The sequence below is a fragment of the Flavobacterium sufflavum genome, assembly GCF_004016525.1.
In the GTDB taxonomy this organism is placed as follows: domain Bacteria; phylum Bacteroidota; class Bacteroidia; order Flavobacteriales; family Flavobacteriaceae; genus Flavobacterium; species Flavobacterium sufflavum.
The window spans coordinates 224,568-247,763 of record NZ_SACJ01000004.1 but is presented as its reverse complement, the minus strand read 5'-3'; the positions used below and the strand labels follow the sequence as shown (position 1 = coordinate 247,763).

Genomic DNA, 23,196 nt, shown 5'->3' with positions numbered 1-23,196 from the left:
AATAAATTAATACTAACTAAAAAAACCAAAAAATGAAGAAGTTTTTACAAGAAAAACGAGTTACTCTGTTTTTGATTAAAGCATTAGTGTTGTATTTGGGATTCTGTTCCCAGGCTATAGCACAACAAATGATTCAAGGAAAAGTTACAGATGCAACTAATCAACCCGTTATTGGGGCAAGTGTTGTTGTAAAAGGATCCCATAATGGGACAATTACTGATATTGATGGAAAATACAATGTGAATGTTAAAGTAAATGCTACGTTGGTGTTTAGTTACGTAGGATTCAAAACGAAAGAAGTTGTAATTGCTAATCAAAAAATGTTGAATGTCATTTTACAAGATGATACACAATCATTAGAAGAAGTAGTAGTAACCGGAGTATTTGATAAAAGAACCAGAATGCAATCTTCTGTTTCGATTTCATCACTTACTGCAAAACAAATAGATAGAGTAGCGGTAAACAGTTCGGCTGATTTGTTGAAAAACATTCCGGGAGTATTTGTGAATTCCTCTTTGGGAGAAATACGAAATACAGTTTATTCCCGTGGAGTTTCTGTAGGTTCAAACGATGGTGCTTCTGGTTATTATTATGTTTCTATGCAGGAAGATGGTTTGCCGGTTACTAATGCAACTTTTGGGAATTATGGCCCGGATTATTTCTTGCGTAGCGATGCCACTTTAGGACGATTGGAGGCAGTAAGAGGAGGAACAGCTTCTATCTTGGGAAACAATGCACCCGGAGGAATTTATAATTATATTTCTAAAACGGGAGGTAAAACATTTGAAGGGGAGATTCGAACTAAATATGGTTTAGAAGGCAACGGTAAAAATCCGTATTACCGTGCCGATTTTGATTTTGGGGGACCACTTAGTAATGATAAATCCATTACTTATAATATTGGTGGATTTTATCGTCAGTCTGATGGTGCTAGATATTCAGGATACCCAATGAATAAAGGAGGGCAATTGAAAGCTAATGTGGTTAAAACCTACAAAACGGGTAACGTAAAGCTTTTTGTTAAAATTTTGGATGATCATAACGGATGGAACGAATTTACACCTACTATCGGTTTTACGAATCCTAGTTTCCCTTCAGGGGTTACTAATACCACTTCAGTTTTAATTCCTTCCATACAAGAAGATTTTACTATCAATGAAACAGGGAAAAAAGTTCATTATGATTCTAGGGATTTAGTACATTCCACTGATTATTCTACCGGTTTAAATTGGGATCAAAATTTAGGAAATGGGTGGAAATTAGAGAATAAAGCACGCTACTCAACTAAACGTTCGCTTTGGAACACAACTGGTATTGTATATCCATTTGCTACAGATGGTGTTGTTTTTTATGCTGTTACCAATACATTATTCAGTCCGGGAGTGTATTCTTTTAATGATCACAAAACAGGAACTCAAATCGGTTCTGTGACGAATAATTTCTTCAATTATACCGTAAATTACAGCAACTTCCCGGGAGCTAACATACAGCCTAATTCATTGTATTTTAATCCATTATTTTATACAGATAATAAAATGAAGGAATTGATCAATCAATTTACTATTAATAAAAAAATTGATAAAATGACTTTTACAGCCGGGATGTTTTATGCTCATTCGAATTTAAACAGAATGAACTCTACCGGTGTTGGAGAAGTGTTTTCACAAATGACAACTCCACGTCCTACTTTAACTGATATTTCGTATGTTGGATTATTTGATGGTCAAACTTATAATCTGACTAATCCAAATGGAGTTGTAGGAGGGGCAGGAAAAAGTGCACCAGTAAATATTATTGATGTGGCTCAGGATCAAATGGCTTTTTTCTTTGGTCATACTTGGGAAATAAGTCCAAAATTAAATTTTGACTGGGGAGTTCGTTCAGAAAGAGTTTCATTCAAAGGAAACAATCAAATTGCTGTGGCAACTGATTTAACTTCAACAGGTGGAACCGATGGGAATCCATTGACTGTATATGATAATCGTGGGGGAAAAATCGATGCAACTTATACTTATTCCGATAAAAAAGTGAGTACGTTTTCATTCTCCAGCGGATTGAATTATAAGTTTGCAGACAATCAGGCTATTTACGGACGTTATTCACTTGGAAATAAGGCTCCGGATATGGATATGTTTGTAACTGCAAATACGGCTTTTGGAGTGGCTAACTTGGATCCAATTGCTCAAAAAATTCAACAATTTGAAGCTGGATATAAATTAAAAACTGGAGGAATGAATTTGTTTGTGACTCCTTTTTACTCTATAGTGAGTAATGTACCGCAGCAAACTGTAGGTCAGGAGACGGATGATATCACTACGACATATAATACACCTGCTTTGTATAATAAATTTAGAACCATGGGGGTTGAATTGGAAGTAAATCAGGAATTTACAGAGAAATTTAGTGTAAGAGCAGTGGCTACTTTCCAAAAGTCTAAAGCAGTAGAGTACAGAACTTGGGATTTAGGTGCTAACGGGGTAGCAGATGATGTTATTGCTGATTATTCCGGAAACGAAACCGATAATAATGCGAAAGTAATTTTCAGAGTTTCACCTACCTACACCTCTGGTAAGTTTTATTCGTCATTAGATTTCTCTTATATGGGAAAACGTGCTGCTAACGTTCCGAATGCTTTTGAATTACCGGCTTACAACCAAACCAACTTGAATTTAGGATATAATTTAACTTCAAAATTACAATTGCAAGCCAATATCAATAACCTTTTTAATCAATTAGGGGTTATGGGATGGTCAGCTCCAGGAGGATTTCCTGCAGCTTTAGACCGACAAGGTTTTACAAAAGAACAATTGAATGCCAATCCTAATGTAGTTTATTCTACATTGAGTTTACCGGCAAGAGCTTATTTTATTACTGCTACCTATAAGTTTTAATGTTTTAAAATATGTTAACATTAACCAGATAAGAAGTTTTGTCTTATCTGGTTTTTTTTAGCTAACTTTCAATTCCTAAATTGTCAAACAAATACTCTTAAATCTTTCAAAAATGATAAAGCGATATTTATTTTTCATATTGTTATTGGGTTTTACAATTAGTTATGCGCAACAAGTAATTCCGCTTTACGATGGGAAAGTTCCTAATTCTAAAGTAATAGCTGGATTAACAGATACTACAGCAGTTTTTCCATCAGGAAATAAAAAGATTCATTTTATTCTAAGAGTGGCCAGTCCGGATTTGACTGTTTTTTTACCAGAGAAAAGTAAAGCTACAGGTATAGCGGTTATTATTTGTCCCGGTGGTGGTTATACGGGTTTGGCAATTGATCATGAAGGATATGATATTGCGAAAAAATTAAATGAAAAAGGAATTGCGGGCTTTGTTCTAAAATACCGTTTGCCTAATGCACAATATGTCGAAAACAAGCAAATTGTTCCTTTGCAGGATGCACAACGTGCCATTCAATTGATTCGTGAAAATGCTGAGAAATGGGGAATCAATCCTGACAAAATTGGGATTCAGGGGAATTCGGCAGGAGGTCATTTAGCTTCGACTTTAGGGACACATTATCAAAAAGCACTAATAGACAATCCTCGTAACACCAGTTTGCGTCCGGATTTTATGGTTTTAAATTATCCCGTAATCAGTATGGTCGATAGTTTGACACACATGGGATCAAGATATAATTTGATAGGCGAAGGATTATCTCCTGTAGCATTGAAAGCAATTATGAGTGACTGGAAAACATCGGAACAAAAATTAATCAAGCTATCAGTAGATGGGGAGAAAATTAAGGAATATTCGAATGAATTACAGGTGACTTCCGATACACCTCCTACGTTTATAACCCATGCTGTTGATGATAATGTGGTTAAAGTGCAAAATTCATTGCTGTTTATTGCCGCTTTGCAAAAAAACAAAGTAGCAGTTGAGTCTTTCTTTTATGCCAAAGGCGGACACGGTTTTGCAATAGATAATCCAACTACTGATGTAGAATGGATAGACAATTGCATGACATGGATTTTAAAGATCAACAAAGATTAATCTAATAGATTTAAAAAATGAAAAAAAATATTCTGATTTTGATTTTTGTCAGTTTCAGTTCGATTGCTTTTGGGCAGCTAACACTTAACAACCTTACAGTTGAAAATGTTTCCAATCCCATTGGTATTGGAGTAAAAACACCGCGGTTTAGTTGGAAATTAGTTTCCAGCAAAAGAAATGTAAAGCAATCAGCTTACGAAATTCAGGTTAAAGAAGGTGAAAATACCGTTTGGGAATCTGGAAAAGTAACTTCGGAAGCATCCATCTTCAACAAATATGCAGGATCGGCATTAGCATCTGATTCCAAATATATCTGGCAGCTACGGGTTTGGGACAATCAGGGGAATGTTTCTAAATGGGCAGCCGCTTCCTTCGGAACGGCTTTATTGGATTCTAAGGATTGGAAAGCCACCTGGATTTCATCAGGATTAAAAACCGATACGGTCAATGGAATTGTTCCAATACTTAGAAAATCATTTTTGACTTCAAAAAAAATCGCTTCCGCAAAAGTCTATGTGACTTCAAAAGGCTTGTACGACTTACAAATTAACGGAAAGCGAATGGGGGATTCCTATTTGTCTCCGGGTTGGACCAGTTATAATAAGCATTTGCAATACCAAACTTACGATGTGGCCGATTTACTGACCCAAGGGAAAAATGCCATTGGGGTTTTATTGGGAAGCGGTTGGTACCGTACACGTTTGACTTGGACTAATAAACAAAATATTTATGGCAAAGAAACGGCTTTGCTTTTTCAAATGGTCATCAAGTACACTGACGGAACTACAGAAACAGTTGTTTCTGATGGAAGCTGGAAAGCGGCTAACAGTCATATTATGTATTCTGAAATCTATAATGGAGAGATTCAGGATGCAAATTTGGAACAAAAAAATTACAGTATGGCCAATTTTGATGATAGCAAATGGGCAAGCGTACTGACTAAAGATTTTCCAAAGGATTATATTACGGCTGCTGTCAATGAACCAATCCGAAAGCATGAAAATTTTAAACCGATTCAGGTTTTGACTTCTCCAAAAGGGGAAACCATATTGGATTTTGGACAAAACTTAGTAGGTTGGGTAAAAGTTGCAATTCAAGGAAAATCAGGAGATCAAATCAAACTTTCCCATGTGGAAATGTTAGACAAAAAAGGAGTGCCTTATTTTGAAAATCTTCGTTCTGCCAAAGCCCAGACTACATATACGCTTAGCGGAAACGGAGTAGAAACTTTGGAACCTCATTTTACATTCTTCGGTTTTCGTTATGTGAAAGTGGAAGGCCTTTCAGGAAAAATAAATCCAAATGATTTTACGGCCATTGCGTTGTATTCGGATATGAAACAAACCGGGACTTTTGAATGCTCAAATCCATTGGTGAATCAATTACAAAGCAATATTCAATGGGGGCAGAAAGGGAACTTTTTAGATGTGCCTACCGATTGCCCACAACGTGATGAACGTTTGGGGTGGACAGGTGATGCCGAAGTGTTTTCAAGAACAGCGGCTTATAATTTTAATGTCAATCAGTTTTTTGCCAAATGGTTAATAGATGTCGCTGCTGATCAAAATGAAAACGGATCGGTGCCTTTTGTTATTCCGAATGCTTTAAGAGGAACCGGTTTTGATATGCCTGTGGGAGCTGCGGGATGGTCAGATGCGAGTATTATTATTCCTTATAATATGTATGTGAGTTTTGGGGATAGGGAAATTGTAGAACGACAATACCCAAGCATGAAAGCCTATTTGAATTATGTACGCGGTGCTGCCAAAAATGATTTGTGGAATACCGGTTTTCAGTTTGCCGATTGGTTGAGTTACAGGGTAGATGATTCAAAAGGAATGATTGGAATGAAATCGGCTATCACAGATAATTATTTGGTAGCCCAATGTTTTTATGCCTATAATACTGAAATCATGATAAAAGTAGCTACTTTATTGGGTAAAACCGATGAAGTACAAGAATATCAGGCACTTTTGGAACGCATTAAAAAAGCATTTCAAGCAGAATATATGACGGCATCAGGTAAGTTAATTTCAGAAACACAGACCGCTTATATTCTGGCTTTACAATTTGACATGTTTCCCGAAAACTTAAGAACGCAGGCGGTGGAGCGTTTGGTAAAAAATATTGAAAGTTATGAATATCATTTGACAACCGGATTCTTGGGGACTCCATTTTTAAACCCTGTTTTAAGTCGTTTTGGCAGAAATGATGTGGCATACAAACTCTTGCTTCAGGATACGTATCCGTCTTGGTTGTATCCAATAAAAGCGCATGGGGCAACGACCATCTGGGAACGTTGGGACTCTATGAAACCGGATGGAACATTTCAGGACCCTAGTATGACTTCGTTCAATCACTACGCTTATGGTGCAGTAGGGGATTGGATGTATAGAACCATTGCAGGTATAGATACCAAAGAAGCAGAAGGGGCAGGGTACAAAGACATTATCATTAAACCGGAACTGGGCGGGAACCTGACCTATGCCAAAGGAAGTTTAGAAACCAATTACGGTTTGTTATCTTCTTCCTGGAAAATAGAAAATAACAAATTTATTCTGGATGTGGAGATTCCTGCAAACACTAATGCTACGATTGTATTTCCAACAGATAAGTTGGAAACAATAAAAGAAAACGGTCTTATCGTAAATGCAAAGAACAAAACAGTTGGTTCTGGAAAGTATCATTTTGAAATGCAGTTGTAATTTATTTAAAGAAATCAATGCAATCTGTTATAATTATAAGAGGTTTCGTTTTAAATGACAATGAATCAGTTAAATAATATGCAAAAAAAACATATTTATTCTGGAATAATTGCATAAAATCCAATGATATCATGACTGTGCAGGACAGTTATGTTTCAGATATTCTATTATTTTACATCATCTATTAATTAACCTTTAACTCAAATTTATTTTATGGAATCAATTCTCGGTCTTCTTTTTCACTCAATTGGAGGTTTCTCTTCAGGTAGTTTTTACATGCCTTTTAAAAAGGTTAAAGGTTGGGCTTGGGAAAGCTATTGGATCGTAGGAGGTTTTTTCTCATGGTTGATTGTACCGCCTTTAGCGGCTTATTTAACAATTCCAAATTTTACTGAGATTATTGCTGCAGCTGCGCCATCAATTAAAACGGTTACTTATTCAATGGGATTGATTTGGGGTATTGGAGGATTAACTTATGGTCTTGGTGTTCGTTATTTAGGAATGTCATTAGGTAATTCTATTACATTAGGTTTCTGTTCTGCTTTTGGAGCTTTGGTACCACCTATTTATTATACTTTTAATCCTGTAGACGGAAAAGTATCTTTTACAGATATGTTAAACAGTTCAGGGGGACAATTGGTTTTGTTGGGAGTGTTAGTGTGTATATTAGGAATCGTATTATTAGGTAAAGCAGGTACACTTAAAGAGAAGGATTTTTCGGTAGGTCATGAGGACAAGGATAAAGATTTTAACTTGGTAAAAGGTATTATTATTGCGGTTATTTCCGGAGTTTTAAGCTCTTTCTTTAACTTTGGTATTGAAGCGGGAAAACCAATGGCTGATACAGCTAATGAGGCTTGGAAAGTATTAAATCCGGGGCAGGGAGAATTCTTGTTTCAAAACAACGTTACTTATGTAGTATTGCTTTGGGGAGGTTTGACAACCAATTTCCTTTGGTGTATGTATCTTAACTTTAAAAATAAAACTTTTGGGGATTATACCAATAAAAATACTCCAATATCTAGAAATGTTTTGTTTTCTGGTATTGCTGGAACAATGTGGTTTCTACAATTCTTTTTCTACGGGATGGGGGAAAGTAAATTAGGAAATGGAGCGAGCTCATGGATTTTACATATGTCTACAATTATTTTGACAGCTAATTTTTGGGGATTTTACTTGAAAGAATGGAAAGGGGTGTCTGACAAGACCTATAAGATATTCTTTTTCGGTATCTCTTTAATGTTTTTGTCAATCGTTTTGGTAGGTTTTGGAAATTCAATGGAATAAAATAGAATAACAATTTAAAATTAATATAACAATGTCAAATACAAATACAATGACTTTTAAGCACGTAAGTTACCTTTGGGATGATGCAAAAGCTGCTGAATTAGCAGGAGATGAAGTGGCACTTTTTATCTATCGCTCTAATTTATTAGGCGCAGATTTAAGATTAACGAACTATGGAGGTGGAAATACTTCTGTGAAAATTACTGATAAAGATCCATTAACTGGAGCTGATTCTGAGGTAATGTGGATTAAAGGTTCTGGTGGAGATATTGGAACATTAACAAAATCAGGTTGTGCTGCTCTTTACTTAGAAAGACTTCGCAACTTAGAAAACGTATATAGAGGAATCGAGCATGAAGACGAAATGGTGGAATTATTCAACCACTGTATTTTTGATTTAGCTTCAAAAGCGCCTTCTATTGATACTCCATTACACGGATTCTTACCATTTGCTCACATCGATCACTTACACCCGGATGCTGCTATTGCTATTGCTGCTGCAAAAGACGGTGCAAAAATCACTGAAGAATTATTCAACGGAGAGATTGGATGGGTTGGATGGCAACGTCCAGGTTTCGATTTAGGTTTGCAAATGCGTGCTTGCCTTGAAGAAGCTGCTGCTAAAGGGAAAAAATTAAAAGGAGTAATGTTAGGATCTCACGGTTTATTTACCTGGGGAGATACTGCTTACGAAAGTTATGTAAACACTCTTGAAGTAATCGAGAAATGTGCTGAGTTTTTAGAGTCTAACTACGGAAAAACTCGTCCGGTTTTTGGAGGTCAAAAAATTGAAAGCCTTTCTGAAGAAGCTCGTAAAGTACAGGCTGCTAAAGTAGCTCCAATCTTGAGAGGTTTCTGTTCTTCAGAGCGTAAAATGATTGGTCACTATACTGATGATGCAAGAGTATTGGAATTCATCAATTCTAATGATTTAGAAAAATTAGCTCCTCTTGGAACTTCTTGTCCGGATCACTTCTTGAGAACTAAAATCAGTCCTTTAGTGATTGAATTGGCTCCAAACGAAGATTTATCTGATGTTGATGCTATCAAAGCTAAATTAGCTCCATCTTTTGAAGCTTACCGTCAAATGTACTCTGAGTACTATAACACTTGCAAAAAATCTAACTCACCAGCAATGCGTGATCCAAATCCGGTTGTAATTTTATATCCAGGTGTAGGTATGTTTACTTTTGCAAAAGATAAAACAATGGCTCGTTTGGCATCTGAATATTATATCAATGCAGTAAACGTAATGAAAGGTGCTGAAGCAGTTTCTGAATATACTTCATTGCCACGTCAGGAAGCTTTTGACATCGAGTACTGGTTGTTAGAAGAAGCTAAATTACAACGTATGCCAAAACCAAAAGCTTTATCTGGAAGAATCGCTTTAATTACCGGTTCTGCAGGAGGTATTGGTAAGGCTATCGCTAAGAAATTTGCTGAAGAAGGTGCTTGTGTAGTTATCAATGACATCAACGAAGAGCGTTTACAAGGAGCTACAGCTGATTTCGTTAAAACTTTTGGTAAAGATGCTGTTTCTAGTACTTTATTAAATGTTACTGATGCTGATAGTACAGCTAAAGCTTTAGATGCTGCTTGTTTAGCATTTGGTGGAGCTGATATTATTGTAAATAATGCAGGAATCAGTATTTCTAAATCTATCGCAGAGCATTCATTAGAAGAGTGGGATAGATTATACGATATCTTGGTAAAAGGACAATTCATTGTTTCTAAAGCAGGAATCGAAGTAATGCGTAAACAAGGTTTTGGTGGAGATATCGTTAATATCGTATCTAAAAATGCAGTTGTTGCAGGACCAAACAACCCTGGATACGGTTCAGCTAAAGCGGCTCAGGCTCACTTGACTCGTTTGATGGCTGCTGAATTAGGAGCTGATAAAATCCGTGTGAACACAGTTAACCCTGATGCTGTAATCTCTGATTCAAACATTTGGTCAGGTGGATGGGCTGAAGGACGTGCTAAAGCTTACGGTATTACTGTAGCTGAATTGCCTGCTTACTACGCTAAGCGTACTTTATTAAACGAAATTATATTACCAGACGATATCGCTAACGCTTGTTATGCTTTTGTTGGAGGTTTGTTAGGCAAATCAACAGGAAATGCATTAAATGTTGATGGTGGTGTTGCTATGGGATTCTATAGATAATTTTAGATGTTAGTTTTTAGATTGATTTATCTAACGTCCGATTCTTTTCGGGCGTTAGATTTTTCTTAATCTGATAACTGCATTTTTAATTTTTTCCCCTTTTAAAAAAAAAATATTCATAACAATTTAGGGTTTCGAAATTGTTTTGTGTCTACCGCTTATAATCCCCATAAATTATGAAAAAAGTAGCATTTAAAATGCAGTTGCATCAAGGTCAGGTTCAAGAGTACCAAAAAAGGCATGATGAATTGTGGCCTGAATTAGCCGATTTGTTAAAAAGTGTAGGAGTCGAAGATTACTCTATTTTTTTTGATGAAGATACACATGCCCTTTTTGGTGTTTTAAAAATCGAAGATCCAAGTCGTTTAGACGAACTTCCTAAACACCCGGTTATGCAAAAATGGTGGAAATATATGGGAGACATTATGGATGCAAATCCGGACAATTCGCCAGTGAGTGTTTCACTCAAAGAAGTTTTTTATTTACCTTAAAAATTTATAATTATCATGATATTAGATTCTAATAAAATTGCTGCTCATAATGATGGGCTTTATACAGCACATAAAAATAAATTAGTTTTCACAGCTTCTGAAATAGCTGAATCTGAAGCTATCATTAAAAAATTAGTCGATTTCCAAATCGCTATCCCTTCTTGGGCTTTAGGTACAGGAGGAACTCGTTTTGGACGTTTTCCAGGTGGTGGAGAGCCTCGTTCAATAGAAGAAAAAATCGAAGATGTAGGTTTGTTACACGCTTTGAACAAAGCTTCTGGAGCAATTTCTTTACATATTCCATGGGATACTGTATCTGATTATAGATCTATTAAAGCTTTAGCAGCACAACATGATTTGAAATTTGATGCAGTTAACTCTAACACATTTCAAGACCAGGCTAACAGCGAGTACTCTTATAAATTTGGTTCATTGCAAAATGTAAACAAAGCAATCCGTAAACAAGCTGTTCAACACAATATCGACGTAATTCAACAAGGTGTTGAGTTAGGTTCTAAATCATTAACTGTTTGGTTAGCTGATGGTTCTTGTTTTCCTGGACAATTAAATTTCCGTAAAGCTTATCAAAATACATTAGAAAGTTTAGAAGAAATTTATGCTGCATTGCCTGCTGACTGGAAATTATTCTTAGAATACAAATGTGCTGAGCCTAATTTCTATTCTACTACAGTTGCTGATTGGGGACAATCTTATTCTTATGTAAAAAAATTAGGAGATAAAGCTAAAACTTTAGTTGATTTAGGTCACCACCTTCCAAATGCTAATATTGAGCAAATTGTTTCTATATTATTAATGGAAGATAAATTAGGAGGTTTCCACTTCAATGATTCTAAATACGGAGATGACGATTTAACTGCCGGTGCATTAAAACCTTACCAATTATTCTTAATCTTCAACGAATTAGTAGAAGGAATGGATGCAAGAGGAATGAACCACGCAACTGACTTAGGTTGGATGATCGATGCTTCTCATAACGTAAAAGATCCAATGGAAGATTTATTACAATCTGTTGAAGCTATCATGATTGCTTATGCTCAGGCACTTTCTGTTGACAGAAAAGCGTTAGAAATTGCTCAAAATGAAAATGATGTTGTTAAAGCTCAGGAAATTTTACAAAATGCTTTCCGTACTGATGTTCGTGCATTAGTAGCTGAAGCTCGTTTGCGTTCTGGTGCTGCGCTTAATCCGGTTGGATTATACCGTCAGTTAGCTGTACGTGATGCTTTAATTGGAGAAAGAGGATTGAAAACTGTAGCAACAGGATTATAAAAAACAACATTAAATGAATGCAGTAGCCATTTTCGATATTGGAAAAACAAATAAAAAAGCCTTTCTATTTAATGAAAGCTATCAAATTGTTTGGGAAAATTCAGTAAATCTTCCTGAAACAGTTGATGAAGATGGATTTCCATGCGAAGATATTGTAGCGCTAAAAGACTGGTTTTTGGGATGTTGGGAAGAGATGAAATCTCAAACTCAATTCAACTTAAAAGCAGTTAATTTTAGTACTTATGGTGCTAGTTTTGTATATGTTGACGAAAAAGGAAATCCTTTAACGCCATTGTACAATTATCTTAGACCATATCCTGAAAACCTTAAAAATGAGTTTTATTCTAAATACAAAGGAGAAGAAGTTTTCACAGTGAAAACTGCTTCTCCGGTTTTAGGAAGTTTAAATTCCGGAATGCAAATTTACCGTTTGAAAGAAGAGAACCCAGAGGTTTTCAACAAGGTAAAACACTGTTTGCATTTGCCTCAATACATGAGTTTTCTTTTGACCAAAGAAGGATTTACTGATATCACCAGCATTGGTTGTCATACCAATCTTTGGAATTTCAATAGAATGAAATACCACAAATGGATTAAAAAGGAAGGGATAACTGAAAAATTGCCTCCAATTCACGATTCTGAAGATGCTATTACCGTAGAGAATGATATAGCAGTAGGGATTGGGTTGCACGATAGTTCTTCGGCTTTGATTCCTTATATTATTAATTTTGAAGATCCGTTTGTATTGTTGTCAACAGGAACCTGGGTAATTACAATGAATCCATTTAATTCTAAAAAGCTTACCTTTGACGAATTGCAAAACGATTGCTTGTGTTTTCTACATTATAAAGGAAAACCGGTTAAGGCTTCCCGTTTGTTTGCAGGAAATGAGCATGAAATTCAATCGGTAAAATTGGCAAAGCATTTTAATGCTCCAATTGATTCTTACAAACACGTTCTTTATGATAAAGACATCATTACTAAGTTAAGAGCTAAATTCAAACAATATACTAAGGGAGATAGTGATATTCTAAAAGATTGTCCTTTCAATGAGAGAGCCTTATCTGATTTTGAAAATTACGATGAAGGGTATCACCAGTTAATGTTGGATTTAATTGCTCAACAAATTGTTTCGACTAAATTAGTAATTCATAATAGTCCGGTAAAGAAAGTTTTTGTTGATGGAGGTTTCAGTAAAAATTCGATTTATATGAACTTGTTAGCGGAAGCTTTCCCCGAAATGGAAGTGTACGCAGCGTCAATGGCACAAGCAAGTTCGTTAGGAGCTGCCTTAGCTATTCATAAAAATTGGAATACAAAACCAATTCAAAATGATTTAATTGATTTAAAATTTTACAAACATTAATATCTAAATTTGCCTATCATAATTCAATCTTAAAACGAATATTGATAGGCATTTTTTTTTTGACATAAATATAAATAACAACCTATGAAAGTTGGACTTTTTATACCTTGCTATGTGGATCAGTTTTATCCACAGATAGGTATTGCAAGCTTGGAATTATTACAAAAATTTGGATGCGAAGTGAGTTTTCCAATGGATCAAACCTGCTGTGGTCAGCCTATGGCTAATAGCGGTTATTCTCATTTAACAGGCGGATGTGATACTAATTTTGTGAATAATTTTTCTGAATTTGATTACATCGTTTGCCCATCAGGAAGTTGTACGCTACATGTGAAGGATCACCTTCATTCTAAGGAGAATGAAGCTGCTGCTACACATATTAGAAATAATGTGTACGAACTTACAGAATTTCTAACCGATGTATTGAAGGTAGAATCTATCGAAGGAAATTTTCCTTATCGAGTAGGAATGCACCAAAGTTGTCACGGTCAACGCGGATTGAAATTGTCTCAAATGACAGAGTTAAATGCGGCTCCTTTTTCTAAACCGGAACAATTACTGAGTAAAATTAAAGGTTTAGACTTAGTATCCTTAAGCAGAAAAGACGAATGTTGTGGTTTTGGAGGTACTTTTTGCGTTACTGAAGAAGCCGTTTCTGTAAAAATGGGATTAGACCGTATAGAAGATCACAAAGATCACCAAGTAGATTACATTACTGGTGGAGATATGTCGTGCTTAATGCACTTAGAAGGAATTCTAAAAAGACAAAAAAGCAATATTAAAGTAATTCACATTGCAGAAATTTTAAACTCAATATGAAAGAAAATACAATAGATCACAGTCACGCAGCGGCTATTTTTAATAAAGATGTGGAACGTGTAAACTGGCATGATGATACGCTTTGGTTTGTTCGTTCAAAAAGAGATAAATCAGCTCATGCTATCCCGGAATGGGAAACGCTTCGTGAGACAGCCTCAAATATTAAAAACAATGTGCTTTCAAACATGCATCACTATTTGCAGGAGTTTGAAGCTAAAGCCAAAGAAAACGGAATTATTGTGCATTGGGCTGCTGATGGAGCAGAACACAATAAAATAGTGCATTCGATTATTGCTAAGCATGGAGTTACCCAAATGGTAAAATCAAAATCAATGCTTACAGAAGAATGTCATTTGAATGAATATTTAGCAGATAATGGAGTTGAAGTAATTGATTCCGATTTAGGGGAATTTATTGTTCAATTAAGAAAAGAACCACCAAGTCATATCGTATTGCCTGCTATTCACCTTAAAAAAGAAGATGTAAGTGATACTTTTAATGAGCATCTTGGAACAGAAAAAGGAAATAACGATCCACAATATTTAACCGAAGCCGCTCGAAAAGAATTAAGAGATACTTTCTTAACTAGAAAAGTAGCACTTACAGGAGTGAACTTTGCAGTTGCCGAAACAGGTGAATTTGTGGTGTGTACCAATGAAGGTAATGCCGATATGGGTGCGCATCTTGCAGATGTTCACATTGCCTGTATGGGATTTGAAAAATTAATTCCAGAGCGCAAACACCTTGGTGTATTTTTAAGACTTTTGGCCCGAAGTGCAACAGGTCAGCCAATTACAACCTTTTCAAGTCATTTTAAAAAACCAAGAGTAGGTCAGGAAATGCACATTGTGATTGTTGATAATGGCAGAAGTACGCAATTAGGACGTGAAGAGTTTAGAAACTCTCTAAAATGTATCCGTTGTGGGGCTTGTATGAATACTTGTCCGGTTTACAGAAGAAGTGGAGGGCACAGTTACCACAATGCGGTTGCAGGTCCTATTGGTTCTATTTTGGCTCCAAACTTAGACATGAAAAAGAATGCCGATTTGCCTTTCGCAAGTACCTTATGTGGTTCTTGTACTAATGTTTGTCCGGTAAAAATTGATATTCACGATCAGTTGTATAAATGGCGTCAGGTTTTAGTTAAGGAAGGTTATACACCATCTTCTAAAACAATGGCCATGAAAGGAATGTCGGCTGTTTTAGCAAATCCAACAGTATTTAAAATTGCAGGAAAAGCAGGTCGATTTGTAATGAAGAATTTGCCTTTTATGGTAAACAACAATCTTAATGCCTGGTACAAGCAAAGAGAAATGCCAGCACCGCCAGAAGAATCATTTAGAGAGTGGTATGCTAAAAAAGCAAAAGAATCTAAAGACAAGAAATAATGAGCAGCAGAGATAGTATTTTAAGTAAAATCAAAAACAATCAGCCTACATCAGTGAACGAATTACCTAGTCTTAGTTTTTTAGGATTAGACAAAATTGATGTAATTGAAACCTATAAAACAGTACTAAAAGGTATTGGTGGATTTTGTGAAGAAGTGAGTAGTTTAGACGAAGTCAAAGCCTACATTGCTACGCATTACCCAGCAGATAAAAGAAAGATTACTACCATTCAGGAATTTGCTGATATTGCTGAAACCGAATGGACAAATGATGATCCACATAGTTTACAAAATGTAGAATTAGCTATTGTAAAGGCTCATTTTGGTGTTGCTGAAAATTCAGGGCTTTGGGTAACCGATGCTATTTTAGGGCAAAGAGTTTCTCCTTTTATTCCTCAATATTTATCTATCATTGTCAATAAAAAAGATATTTTGGCTACGATGCATCAGGCTTATGAGCGTATTGGAGATTTAGATTATGGTTTTGGTACTTTTATAGCCGGACCTTCTAAAACTGCCGATATTGAGCAATCATTAGTTCTTGGAGCTCATGGAGCAAGGGGATTGACCGTTTTTTTGATGGAATAGTTTATTCTCTTTGATTCATATAAAAAAATCGCTTCGTGTTTATAGAAGCGATTTTTTTGTTTTAGTTATAACGCAAAGATTCGCAAAGTGAACCGCAAAGGAACTCAAAGAAATATTTACAAAAGAGAGAGAAAAGAGAATTTTTTAAATCTTTTAAAAAAAAAAGCTCTGCGAATCTTTGTGTAATAATTTTCACTATTCTTTTATTTTTTCTAAAGAAACAGCGTTGATGCAATAGCGTAAACCACTTGGTTCCGGTCCATCAGGAAAGACATGACCTAAATGCGCATCGCAAATATTACATACACATTCTATACGAATCATTCCGTAACTCACATCTTTGTTATAAGCTACATTTTCAATAGCTATGGGCTCTGTAAAGGATGGCCAGCCTGTTCCACTTTGAAATTTAGTTGTAGAATCAAAAAGAGGTGTTTTGCAACATTTACAGGCATATTTTCCCGCTTCGAAAAGATTGCACATTTCAGAACTATGCGCTCTTTCGGTTCCTTTTTGACGCGTCACATAATATTCTTCATCGCTCAATTCTGATTTCCATTCTTGTTCTGTTTTCTCTACTCTTTTTGGCGGAGTAGGATTGCCATGTGCGACAAATTTTATAAGGTCGTTCCAGTTTAACATAGTTTTTTATTTAAGATATACAGCTACAAATTTGGCCAATGGAGCCATTCGGGCTTTGTTCAATTGTAAGGTATCGTTTTTAACCGTGTAATTATCTACAGTTTCCAATACGTTTAAAAAGTCGTTTTCAACGGTAGCTTTCATACAAGCCATTTTTGTAGAACCTATTTTCGAAAAAGAAATTCGGTTAACATCAGTCTGAAGTTCATAAGTTCCAAAAAAAGAATTGCAGCCACCATTTCCAGAAACTCTATTATCGGTTGATTTTAAGATTAAGTGAGGTTCTTTGGAAGCAAAATCGTCGGCAGTTACTTTTTGACCTTTGATTTCAATTAGTTTCCAGTATTTTTCTATTATTTCAGTAGATTCTTTTGGAGAAACAGTGTTTTCTGAAATCGATTTTTTGCTGGTACAGCAAGAAGTAAATAATAGTAATAAAGAAAATAAACTAATTGTGGTTAAGTAGTGTTTCATTTTTGAATTTTTAAGCGGAGATTAAATTTGGGATTCTTTTATAGTCATTACTGTTTATACAAAGATAAAAAGCATTTACTCAATCATTGTTTATAATATCCTAATTTTTCGAATTAAAAGTGCTGCTATTATTTGGCTATATTTGGTTCTTCTAAAAAAATAAATATGGGATTCAAGCATTTGTTTAAAGCTAAATTAAATTGGACATCAGTTCCAAAAGAAACGATTTCTGATTCAAAAAGATACAGTAAAACACACCAAATAGCCATTGAAGGAAAAGCAATATTAGATGTTTCGGCTGCCAAAGCATTCAAAGGAGATCCTGTTTTGTATAATCCGGAAGATTTGTTGCTGAGCAGTGTGATTTCCTGTCACATGATGTCGTATTTGTATGTGTGTTCACAAAACGGTATAACGGTAGTTTCTTATCAAGATGACGCTGAGGCAACGCTTGAAGTTTCTGAAAATGGTTCTGGACGTTTCATAGAAATAAGATTAAAACCCCAAGTTATCATTAAAGAAAAAGAAAAAATAGACGAAGCTTTAAGTTTACATGAAAAAGCAAACGAACTTTGTTTTATTGCCAATTCATGTAACTTCCTGATTTTGCATTTTCCAAGTTGTGAAGTTGAATAGAAAGTGAACATTATTAAGGGTTTTCCATAACACCACAGGATAGAGTTCGAATTATATAATGATATATTTACGCCTTAAATAAAATTAGTTTATGAAATAACTATTTTTGATTTTTAAACCAATCATTTTTAAACAAAATAATATTATGAATGCTAAAACAGCAATTGTTACTGGAGGAAATTCAGGATTAGGTTTTGCAACGGCAAAAAAATTATGCAACAACGGTGTTAAAACTTATATAATAGGTAGATCTAAAGATAAAACCGAAGAAGCTTGTGCTGAAATAGGCAGTAATGCCATTCCCGTAATTTTTGATTTGGGTAATTTAGATGGAATTCCGGCTATGATTGCCGAAATTGCTAAAGATACACCAATCGATATTTTAGTTAATAATGCAGGGATTAATCTTAAAAAAGAATTTACTGATGTTACTGATGAGGATTTTCTATCGGTCATTCATACTAATCTTTTAAGTGTTTTTGCTGTGAGCAGAGAGGTTGTCAAAAACATGAAAGAACATAAAAACGGAAGCATTGTCAATATCAGTTCTATGGCTTCTCAATACGGAATCCCAAAAGTAATTGCTTATAGCGCAAGTAAAGGTGCCATCGAAGCTATGACTCGTGCGATGGCTGTTGAATTGGCAACTTTTGGAATTCGTGTAAACTGTATTGCTCCGGGATTTATCAAAACTAAAATGTCAGCTAAGGCATTAGATACTGATCCTGAAAGAAAAAATAAGGTTTTAGGAAGAACACCTATGGGGTATTTAGGTGAACCGGATGATATAGCTGATGCAGCTTACTTTTATGCTACGGCCGAATCAAAATATGTAACGGGAACAGTTTTACCGGTAGATGGTGGAAATAGTATCGGATTTTAATTTTTTTTCCAATGATAAAAATGCAACATAACATGCGTTGGTTTGGACCTCAGGACGCAGTAAATTTAATAGATATTAAACAGGCCGGTGCAACCGGAATTGTTACTGCTTTGCACCAAATTCCTGTGGGAGAAATTTGGACTGTTGAAGCCATTCAGGAAAGACAAAACCTGATTAAAGCAGCCGGAATGGAGTGGACGGTGGTAGAAAGTTTACCTGTTCATGAAGAAATTAAAAGAGCTTGTGGCGATTTCAAAAAATATATTGAAAATTATAAAATTAGTCTGAGAAACCTTGCCCAGTGCGGAATTGAAGTTATAACCTATAATTTCATGCCTATTCTGGACTGGGTTAGAACAGACCATGATTATAGTAACGCAGATGGCAGCAAAGCATTATTGTACAACCATATTGCATTTGTTTATTTTGATATTCATTTATTAAAAAGACCTAATGCCGAAAATGAATATACTAACGAGCAAAAAGAGCAGGCTCTTGCTTTTGGCGCATCACTTTCTACCGAAGAAAAAGAGTTATTGTTTAAAAATGTCCTTTTAGGATTGCCGGGAAGTAAAATCAATTTTACAGCGGAACAAATTCTTTCTTTATTGGATAACTACAAGGATATTGATGATACTAAATTAAGAGAGAATCTTATTTATTTCCTGTCTGAAGTTGCCCCTGTAGCAGAAGAATTAGGGTTGAAATTAGCCATCCATCCTGATGATCCTCCTTTTTCGGTTATGGGATTGCCCCGTATTGTTTGTACCGAAGCCGATATCAAAAAAATATTTGAAGCCGTTCCTTTAAATGCCAACGGTTTATGTTACTGCACAGGTTCTCTGGGGGCTGATCCTAACAATGATTTGCTTAAAATAATTGATGATTTTGGCGATAGAATCCATTTTTTGCATCTTCGAAATGTTATCAGGGAAGATGAAAATATCTTTAGGGAATCAGAGCATCTTAATGGCGATAACCCGATGGAAGCAGTTATGGAGAAATTGATTGTTCTTATGAATAATAAAAAAGTGAGTTTACCAATGCGACCTGACCATGGATTTTTACATTCGGTGGAAGATGGAAAAGATAAATATCCGGGCTATTCTTTGATAGGAAGATTAAAAGGATTAGCTGAATTGAGAGGGTTAGAAATGGGAATACAATACACGTTAAGCCATAACTAATTTTTGCTTTATGAGGCATCTTAAAAAGATTCTCACAGCGACATAAAAATTATTAAATCGGGACAGAAATATATTCTATCCCGATTTTTTTATTCTTTTTAACTGATTGAGATATTGGGAACAACCGCTTTCATTGGGAAATATTCATATTTATTTATTTTTCCGGCAGGGTCGTTTGCAATGATGTCTTTTAGTTCCTGTTCATTATCGACAGCTACGATTCCAAGTCCGTAAATTTGTTTAGGATCCATAACAGGCCCAAAAGCATAAACTTTTCCTTGTTTTAGAATTTCTGTCCAGTAGGCTACATGTTCTGTCATGATTGCTCTTTCTTCCTCAGTCATTGTCATTGCAAAGTCAGGTCTTGAGGGGTTCAGATAAACTGCATAAAATTGTTTTTCCATTTTTTTGTTCTATTTAAATACTATTATAATCCGTTGGGTGAAATTATTAAAAAAGTCTGTTCGAGGTATAATTTTTAGCCTAAAAAAAGTAATATGAAATGACGTTTGTGTTACATCCGATTGTGTCCTTAGCTTCCGCAGTCGAGTGTCAAATGTTTGAAGAATACGTAAAAAGAAAAGCTGTTTGAGCGTAGCGAGTTTCTTTTCTTTTAGTATTCGAAAACTAATTTGACCGAGGAGGAAGCGTAAGACTTGATTTTTTTGTTTCTTTTTTGATCAAGCAAAAAAGAAAATTAGTAAACCGTAATTTCACATTTAATAAAAAAGTCATTGGTAGTGTTCTTTGTTCTGTCCCGACACTTCGGGACGAGAACCGTTTTATTGAAATTTTTCTTGTTCTCGATACAATCCCGTCCAAAAACGGGATCACTCGAACGGACGAGAAATTATCATCAAAAACTAATTTCACCCAAAAGTTTATTATAATGATTGGCAATGTGAGTTCGTTTAAAATCTTTTAAGTTTTCTGTTTGGCTATGCCAAAACTTTAATACAAAAATAACCTCAGTTTTTATTTTTTCCATTTTTTGTCCGAAGATGCAAATAGATTGAGGATTTCGATTTGAGCTTTTCCATCCAGTCCAATTTCGTCCCTTTGTTTTTGAAATTCCAGAAAAGAAGGAACGTTCAACAACTGTTTTTGAATATCTTCATTTTTATATAAAGAATGGTGGACAAATGTTAATCCATCTTGTTTGGTGAATACTTTGTATTCGAATAGAGAAGAATCTAGTTTTTCAAAATCCTTTATGAATGTCTCAATATTGGCTTTGTTTTGCTCAATAAATTCTTTTTTGATTTGGTAGGTGACAATTACGGATATCATTATTTTTTTTCTTTAGTTTGAATTACTTTTAAATTCTTCCATTGTTTCTTCCATTGTTTTTCCTCAATTCTTTCCTGAAACATATTCCAATCAAAATTAGGAGTAGGGGCAACCACTAAATTAAATAAATCATTCAAACCATGTGGTGCCAAAATTTCGATTTCTTCATTTGGATTTAATCTTGCTGCAATGGCTGTAGCCGTTTCAGGCCAATAAGAAATGGCGTTTTCGGTGTTGCTGTATTGCTTATGATTGTTGCGTAAATGCATTCTTGCCTGATTTTTAACCGACCATTTCACGTTGGGATTGATTTGGATCAGTTTGGCTTCTATTTCTTTTTCCAGAGCTTCCGAAAGAGTAGTCGCATCAAAAAAGACAACATCGATATCATTGCGTTTTGTTGTTTTTATCTGGTGTAAGCTATCCCAAACCGCATTTCGAATCAATCCGGCGCCTACCCAGCAATCATTTAGCTTTAACCCTTTAGCGATAGCAAGAGTTTCCATAATGAATGCATCTTTTTCAATGATGTTAATTAATTCGGTTTTATATTTCGTAGAAAGTAAATCCACTGTTCAGTTTTTTTTTGATTAGTTCAACTGTAAATATAGCCGATTTAGCTTATAATTTTTAGTTTGATTTAGTTGTTAATACAAAAATAAACCCCGCTTAAATCATCTTAAACGAGGTTGTAATTTATGGCTGTTTTGAAAATTAGTAGTTTTTAAATCTTTGAATAAAAGTTTCTTTTGTTAGCGATTGTTTTAACTTATTGAACACTTTTATATTCTTCTTCTGTTACCGGATTTAACCACGTTACTGATATATCATCTTTAAAATTTGTGATAGCTATATGTATCATTTTGCTTGTTGCTGAAGCTCCGTGCCAATGTTCGATGTTTTCAGGAATATTTATAACATCACCTTTATTTATTGGTTTTGCCGGTGAATCTTTTTCTTGGTAAAATCCACTTCCTTCAATAACTATCAGAACCTGACCTTTTGGATGTGTGTGCCAATTTGTTCTTGCTCCCGGTTCAAAAGTAACACAGCCTGCAGAAAATTCGTTGTTCTTATCTTTTGTAACTAATGGAGTTAAAAATGCATTTCCAACAAACCAGTCATTTGGTAATTGTTGCCCTTTTGGGAATATATCAGTTGTGTTCATAAAGATTAGTGTTTATTTGTTTTAAAATATAGGATGTTTATAAGTCCCGGCATCCACCCAGTAATCATTTAGTTTTAATTCTTTAACGATAGCAAGAGTTTCCATAATAAGCGCATCGGTTGTGATAATGTCAATTAATTTGGCTTTATATTTTATTAAAAATATTGGGCTATAATTTATTCAGCTCCAATAGTTCCTGTTTCGACTTTACCAGCCCGCTTGTAATTGGCAATAATGATTCCGCTTGGTGTAACAGTGCTCTCTATTAATGTAAATGCTGCGGCTATCGTGCCAAAGTCAAACAACTTTTTTCCTTTACCAAGTGTCAACGGAAAAATTTTGAGCCAGAGTTCGTCCACTAAATCATTTTCTAGTAGTGTCTGGACGAGATTGGCGCTGCCCCAAACTTTAATATCAGAACCTTCTGTGGCTTTTAGTTTTTTGATGTCTTCCAAGTTTTTGAGAAAAACAGAGTTTTTCCAGTTTGATTTTTTTACGGTCTTGGACAAGACGTATTTGGTGACCTCATTAATACCAGGCCATCCTTTTTCATGTTCTGGCCAGTAGGAAGCAAAAATCTCAAATGTTTTTCGACCTAAAAGAAGATCTGCAGCTTGCATTTGTTTTTCCAGAACCTTGGCAAAAACTTCGTCACCATAAGGAGCCAGCCAACCACCGTATTTGAAACCACCTGATTTATCTTCCTCAGGTCCGCCGGGTGCCTGCATTACTCCATCTAGGGTAATAAATGATAAAATAATTATTTTTCTCATAGCTTTAGGGGATTTTGTTTATCAAATTAGGATGAGATGAGAAC

At 35.2% G+C, this 23,196-nt stretch carries 21 protein-coding genes; 14 read left to right on the top strand and 7 right to left on the bottom strand.

Going from position 1 to position 23,196, the window contains the following annotated elements; all coding sequences use genetic code 11:
- The first annotated feature begins 32 nt into the window (after nucleotides 1–32).
- The 11 genes from EOD40_RS09100 (at nucleotide 33) to EOD40_RS09050 (ending at nucleotide 16,099) form a co-directional block, all read left to right on the top strand.
- Complete coding sequence (locus EOD40_RS09100) at nucleotides 33–2,891, top strand: TonB-dependent receptor (protein WP_128194791.1); 2,859 nt, start codon at nucleotides 33–35, stop codon at nucleotides 2,889–2,891.
- Nucleotides 2,892–3,003: 112 nt separating this feature from the next.
- Nucleotides 3,004–3,999 carry an alpha/beta hydrolase gene (locus EOD40_RS09095; protein ID WP_128194789.1) on the top strand — a complete coding sequence of 332 codons (996 nt, stop codon included), beginning with the start codon at nucleotides 3,004–3,006 and terminating at the stop codon, nucleotides 3,997–3,999.
- A gap of 17 nt (nucleotides 4,000–4,016) precedes the next feature.
- Entirely contained in the window at nucleotides 4,017–6,704 is a 2,688-nt protein-coding gene (locus EOD40_RS09090) for an alpha-L-rhamnosidase (protein ID WP_128194787.1), read from the top strand.
- 213 nt (nucleotides 6,705–6,917) lie between these two features.
- Nucleotides 6,918–7,991 (top strand): L-rhamnose/proton symporter RhaT, encoded by a 1,074-nt coding sequence (rhaT, locus tag EOD40_RS09085; protein ID WP_128194785.1) that lies wholly within the window; start codon nucleotides 6,918–6,920, stop codon nucleotides 7,989–7,991.
- Between the two features lie 31 nt (nucleotides 7,992–8,022).
- The gene (locus tag EOD40_RS09080; RefSeq protein ID WP_128194783.1) at nucleotides 8,023–10,158 is read left to right on the top strand and encodes a bifunctional aldolase/short-chain dehydrogenase; all 2,136 of its coding nucleotides are present in this window, start codon (nucleotides 8,023–8,025) and stop codon (nucleotides 10,156–10,158) included.
- 176 nt (nucleotides 10,159–10,334) lie between these two features.
- Entirely contained in the window at nucleotides 10,335–10,649 is a 315-nt protein-coding gene (gene rhaM, locus EOD40_RS09075) for an L-rhamnose mutarotase (protein ID WP_071185369.1), read from the top strand.
- A 15-nt stretch (nucleotides 10,650–10,664) separates the two neighbouring features.
- Entirely contained in the window at nucleotides 10,665–11,939 is a 1,275-nt protein-coding gene (locus tag EOD40_RS09070) for a TIM barrel protein (protein ID WP_128194781.1), read from the top strand.
- A gap of 13 nt (nucleotides 11,940–11,952) precedes the next feature.
- Entirely contained in the window at nucleotides 11,953–13,305 is a 1,353-nt protein-coding gene (locus EOD40_RS09065) for an FGGY-family carbohydrate kinase (RefSeq protein ID WP_128194779.1), read from the top strand.
- Nucleotides 13,306–13,389: 84 nt separating this feature from the next.
- A complete protein-coding gene (locus EOD40_RS09060) occupies nucleotides 13,390–14,124 on the top strand; it encodes a (Fe-S)-binding protein (protein WP_128194777.1) in 735 nt (244 codons plus the stop codon).
- Complete coding sequence (locus EOD40_RS09055; protein ID WP_128194775.1) at nucleotides 14,121–15,512, top strand: lactate utilization protein B; 1,392 nt, start codon at nucleotides 14,121–14,123, stop codon at nucleotides 15,510–15,512. Before EOD40_RS09060 ends, EOD40_RS09055 begins: the two co-directional genes overlap by 4 nt.
- Nucleotides 15,512–16,099 (top strand): LutC/YkgG family protein, encoded by a 588-nt coding sequence (locus EOD40_RS09050; RefSeq protein ID WP_128194774.1) that lies wholly within the window; start codon nucleotides 15,512–15,514, stop codon nucleotides 16,097–16,099. The genes EOD40_RS09055 and EOD40_RS09050 overlap by 1 nt, the downstream gene beginning before the upstream one ends.
- A 195-nt stretch (nucleotides 16,100–16,294) precedes the next feature.
- On the opposite strand, the gene msrB is transcribed toward EOD40_RS09050, so the two are convergent.
- Entirely contained in the window at nucleotides 16,295–16,741 is a 447-nt protein-coding gene (gene msrB, locus EOD40_RS09045) for a peptide-methionine (R)-S-oxide reductase MsrB (RefSeq protein ID WP_128194772.1), read from the bottom strand.
- Between the two features lie 6 nt (nucleotides 16,742–16,747).
- Nucleotides 16,748–17,215, bottom strand: a complete 468-nt coding sequence (locus tag EOD40_RS09040; RefSeq protein ID WP_128194770.1) for an META domain-containing protein — start codon at nucleotides 17,213–17,215, stop codon at nucleotides 16,748–16,750.
- 165 nt (nucleotides 17,216–17,380) lie between these two features.
- Between EOD40_RS09040 and EOD40_RS09035 the strand changes: the two genes are divergently transcribed.
- The 3 genes from EOD40_RS09035 (at nucleotide 17,381) to uxuA (ending at nucleotide 19,921) form a co-directional block, all read left to right on the top strand.
- A complete protein-coding gene (locus tag EOD40_RS09035) occupies nucleotides 17,381–17,851 on the top strand; it encodes an OsmC family protein (RefSeq protein ID WP_128194768.1) in 471 nt (156 codons plus the stop codon).
- A gap of 145 nt (nucleotides 17,852–17,996) precedes the next feature.
- The gene (locus EOD40_RS09030; RefSeq protein WP_128194766.1) at nucleotides 17,997–18,734 is read left to right on the top strand and encodes an SDR family NAD(P)-dependent oxidoreductase; all 738 of its coding nucleotides are present in this window, start codon (nucleotides 17,997–17,999) and stop codon (nucleotides 18,732–18,734) included.
- A gap of 11 nt (nucleotides 18,735–18,745) precedes the next feature.
- On the top strand, nucleotides 18,746–19,921 hold the full coding sequence (gene uxuA, locus EOD40_RS09025; protein ID WP_231129605.1) for a mannonate dehydratase: 1,176 nt from the start codon (nucleotides 18,746–18,748) through the stop codon (nucleotides 19,919–19,921).
- Between the two features lie 98 nt (nucleotides 19,922–20,019).
- On the opposite strand, the gene EOD40_RS09020 is transcribed toward uxuA, so the two are convergent.
- From EOD40_RS09020 to EOD40_RS09000, 5 genes are all read right to left on the bottom strand, one after another.
- Nucleotides 20,020–20,325, bottom strand: a complete 306-nt coding sequence (locus EOD40_RS09020; RefSeq protein WP_128194764.1) for a YciI family protein — start codon at nucleotides 20,323–20,325, stop codon at nucleotides 20,020–20,022.
- 571 nt (nucleotides 20,326–20,896) lie between these two features.
- A complete protein-coding gene (locus EOD40_RS09015) occupies nucleotides 20,897–21,211 on the bottom strand; it encodes a hypothetical protein (RefSeq protein WP_128194762.1) in 315 nt (104 codons plus the stop codon).
- Nucleotides 21,211–21,783 (bottom strand): nucleotidyltransferase family protein, encoded by a 573-nt coding sequence (locus EOD40_RS09010; RefSeq protein WP_196781426.1) that lies wholly within the window; start codon nucleotides 21,781–21,783, stop codon nucleotides 21,211–21,213. The genes EOD40_RS09015 and EOD40_RS09010 overlap by 1 nt, the downstream gene beginning before the upstream one ends.
- 197 nt (nucleotides 21,784–21,980) lie before the next feature.
- The gene (locus EOD40_RS09005) at nucleotides 21,981–22,379 is read right to left on the bottom strand and encodes a (R)-mandelonitrile lyase (RefSeq protein ID WP_128194760.1); all 399 of its coding nucleotides are present in this window, start codon (nucleotides 22,377–22,379) and stop codon (nucleotides 21,981–21,983) included.
- 176 nt (nucleotides 22,380–22,555) lie between these two features.
- Nucleotides 22,556–23,152: a dihydrofolate reductase family protein gene (locus EOD40_RS09000; protein WP_128194758.1), complete on the bottom strand. Its 597-nt coding sequence runs from the start codon at nucleotides 23,150–23,152 to the stop codon at nucleotides 22,556–22,558.
- Nucleotides 23,153–23,196: the final 44 nt, after the last annotated feature.

Bases quoted from the DNA above. Each gene is read 5' to 3' on its own strand.
- EOD40_RS09100 (WP_128194791.1), top strand. From the start codon at position 33: ATGAAGAAGTTTTTACAAGAAAAACGAGTTACTCTGTTTTTGATTAAA.
- EOD40_RS09095 (WP_128194789.1), top strand. From the start codon at position 3,004: ATGATAAAGCGATATTTATTTTTCATATTGTTATTGGGTTTTACAATT.
- EOD40_RS09090 (WP_128194787.1), top strand. From the start codon at position 4,017: ATGAAAAAAAATATTCTGATTTTGATTTTTGTCAGTTTCAGTTCGATT.
- rhaT (WP_128194785.1), top strand. From the start codon at position 6,918: ATGGAATCAATTCTCGGTCTTCTTTTTCACTCAATTGGAGGTTTCTCT.
- EOD40_RS09080 (WP_128194783.1), top strand. From the start codon at position 8,023: ATGTCAAATACAAATACAATGACTTTTAAGCACGTAAGTTACCTTTGG.
- rhaM (WP_071185369.1), top strand. From the start codon at position 10,335: ATGAAAAAAGTAGCATTTAAAATGCAGTTGCATCAAGGTCAGGTTCAA.
- EOD40_RS09070 (WP_128194781.1), top strand. From the start codon at position 10,665: ATGATATTAGATTCTAATAAAATTGCTGCTCATAATGATGGGCTTTAT.
- EOD40_RS09065 (WP_128194779.1), top strand. From the start codon at position 11,953: ATGAATGCAGTAGCCATTTTCGATATTGGAAAAACAAATAAAAAAGCC.
- EOD40_RS09060 (WP_128194777.1), top strand. From the start codon at position 13,390: ATGAAAGTTGGACTTTTTATACCTTGCTATGTGGATCAGTTTTATCCA.
- EOD40_RS09055 (WP_128194775.1), top strand. From the start codon at position 14,121: ATGAAAGAAAATACAATAGATCACAGTCACGCAGCGGCTATTTTTAAT.
- EOD40_RS09050 (WP_128194774.1), top strand. From the start codon at position 15,512: ATGAGCAGCAGAGATAGTATTTTAAGTAAAATCAAAAACAATCAGCCT.
- msrB (WP_128194772.1), bottom strand. From the start codon at position 16,741: ATGTTAAACTGGAACGACCTTATAAAATTTGTCGCACATGGCAATCCT.
- EOD40_RS09040 (WP_128194770.1), bottom strand. From the start codon at position 17,215: ATGAAACACTACTTAACCACAATTAGTTTATTTTCTTTATTACTATTA.
- EOD40_RS09035 (WP_128194768.1), top strand. From the start codon at position 17,381: ATGGGATTCAAGCATTTGTTTAAAGCTAAATTAAATTGGACATCAGTT.
- EOD40_RS09030 (WP_128194766.1), top strand. From the start codon at position 17,997: ATGAATGCTAAAACAGCAATTGTTACTGGAGGAAATTCAGGATTAGGT.
- uxuA (WP_231129605.1), top strand. From the start codon at position 18,746: ATGATAAAAATGCAACATAACATGCGTTGGTTTGGACCTCAGGACGCA.
- EOD40_RS09020 (WP_128194764.1), bottom strand. From the start codon at position 20,325: ATGGAAAAACAATTTTATGCAGTTTATCTGAACCCCTCAAGACCTGAC.
- EOD40_RS09015 (WP_128194762.1), bottom strand. From the start codon at position 21,211: ATGATATCCGTAATTGTCACCTACCAAATCAAAAAAGAATTTATTGAG.
- EOD40_RS09005 (WP_128194760.1), bottom strand. From the start codon at position 22,379: ATGAACACAACTGATATATTCCCAAAAGGGCAACAATTACCAAATGAC.
- EOD40_RS09000 (WP_128194758.1), bottom strand. From the start codon at position 23,152: ATGAGAAAAATAATTATTTTATCATTTATTACCCTAGATGGAGTAATG.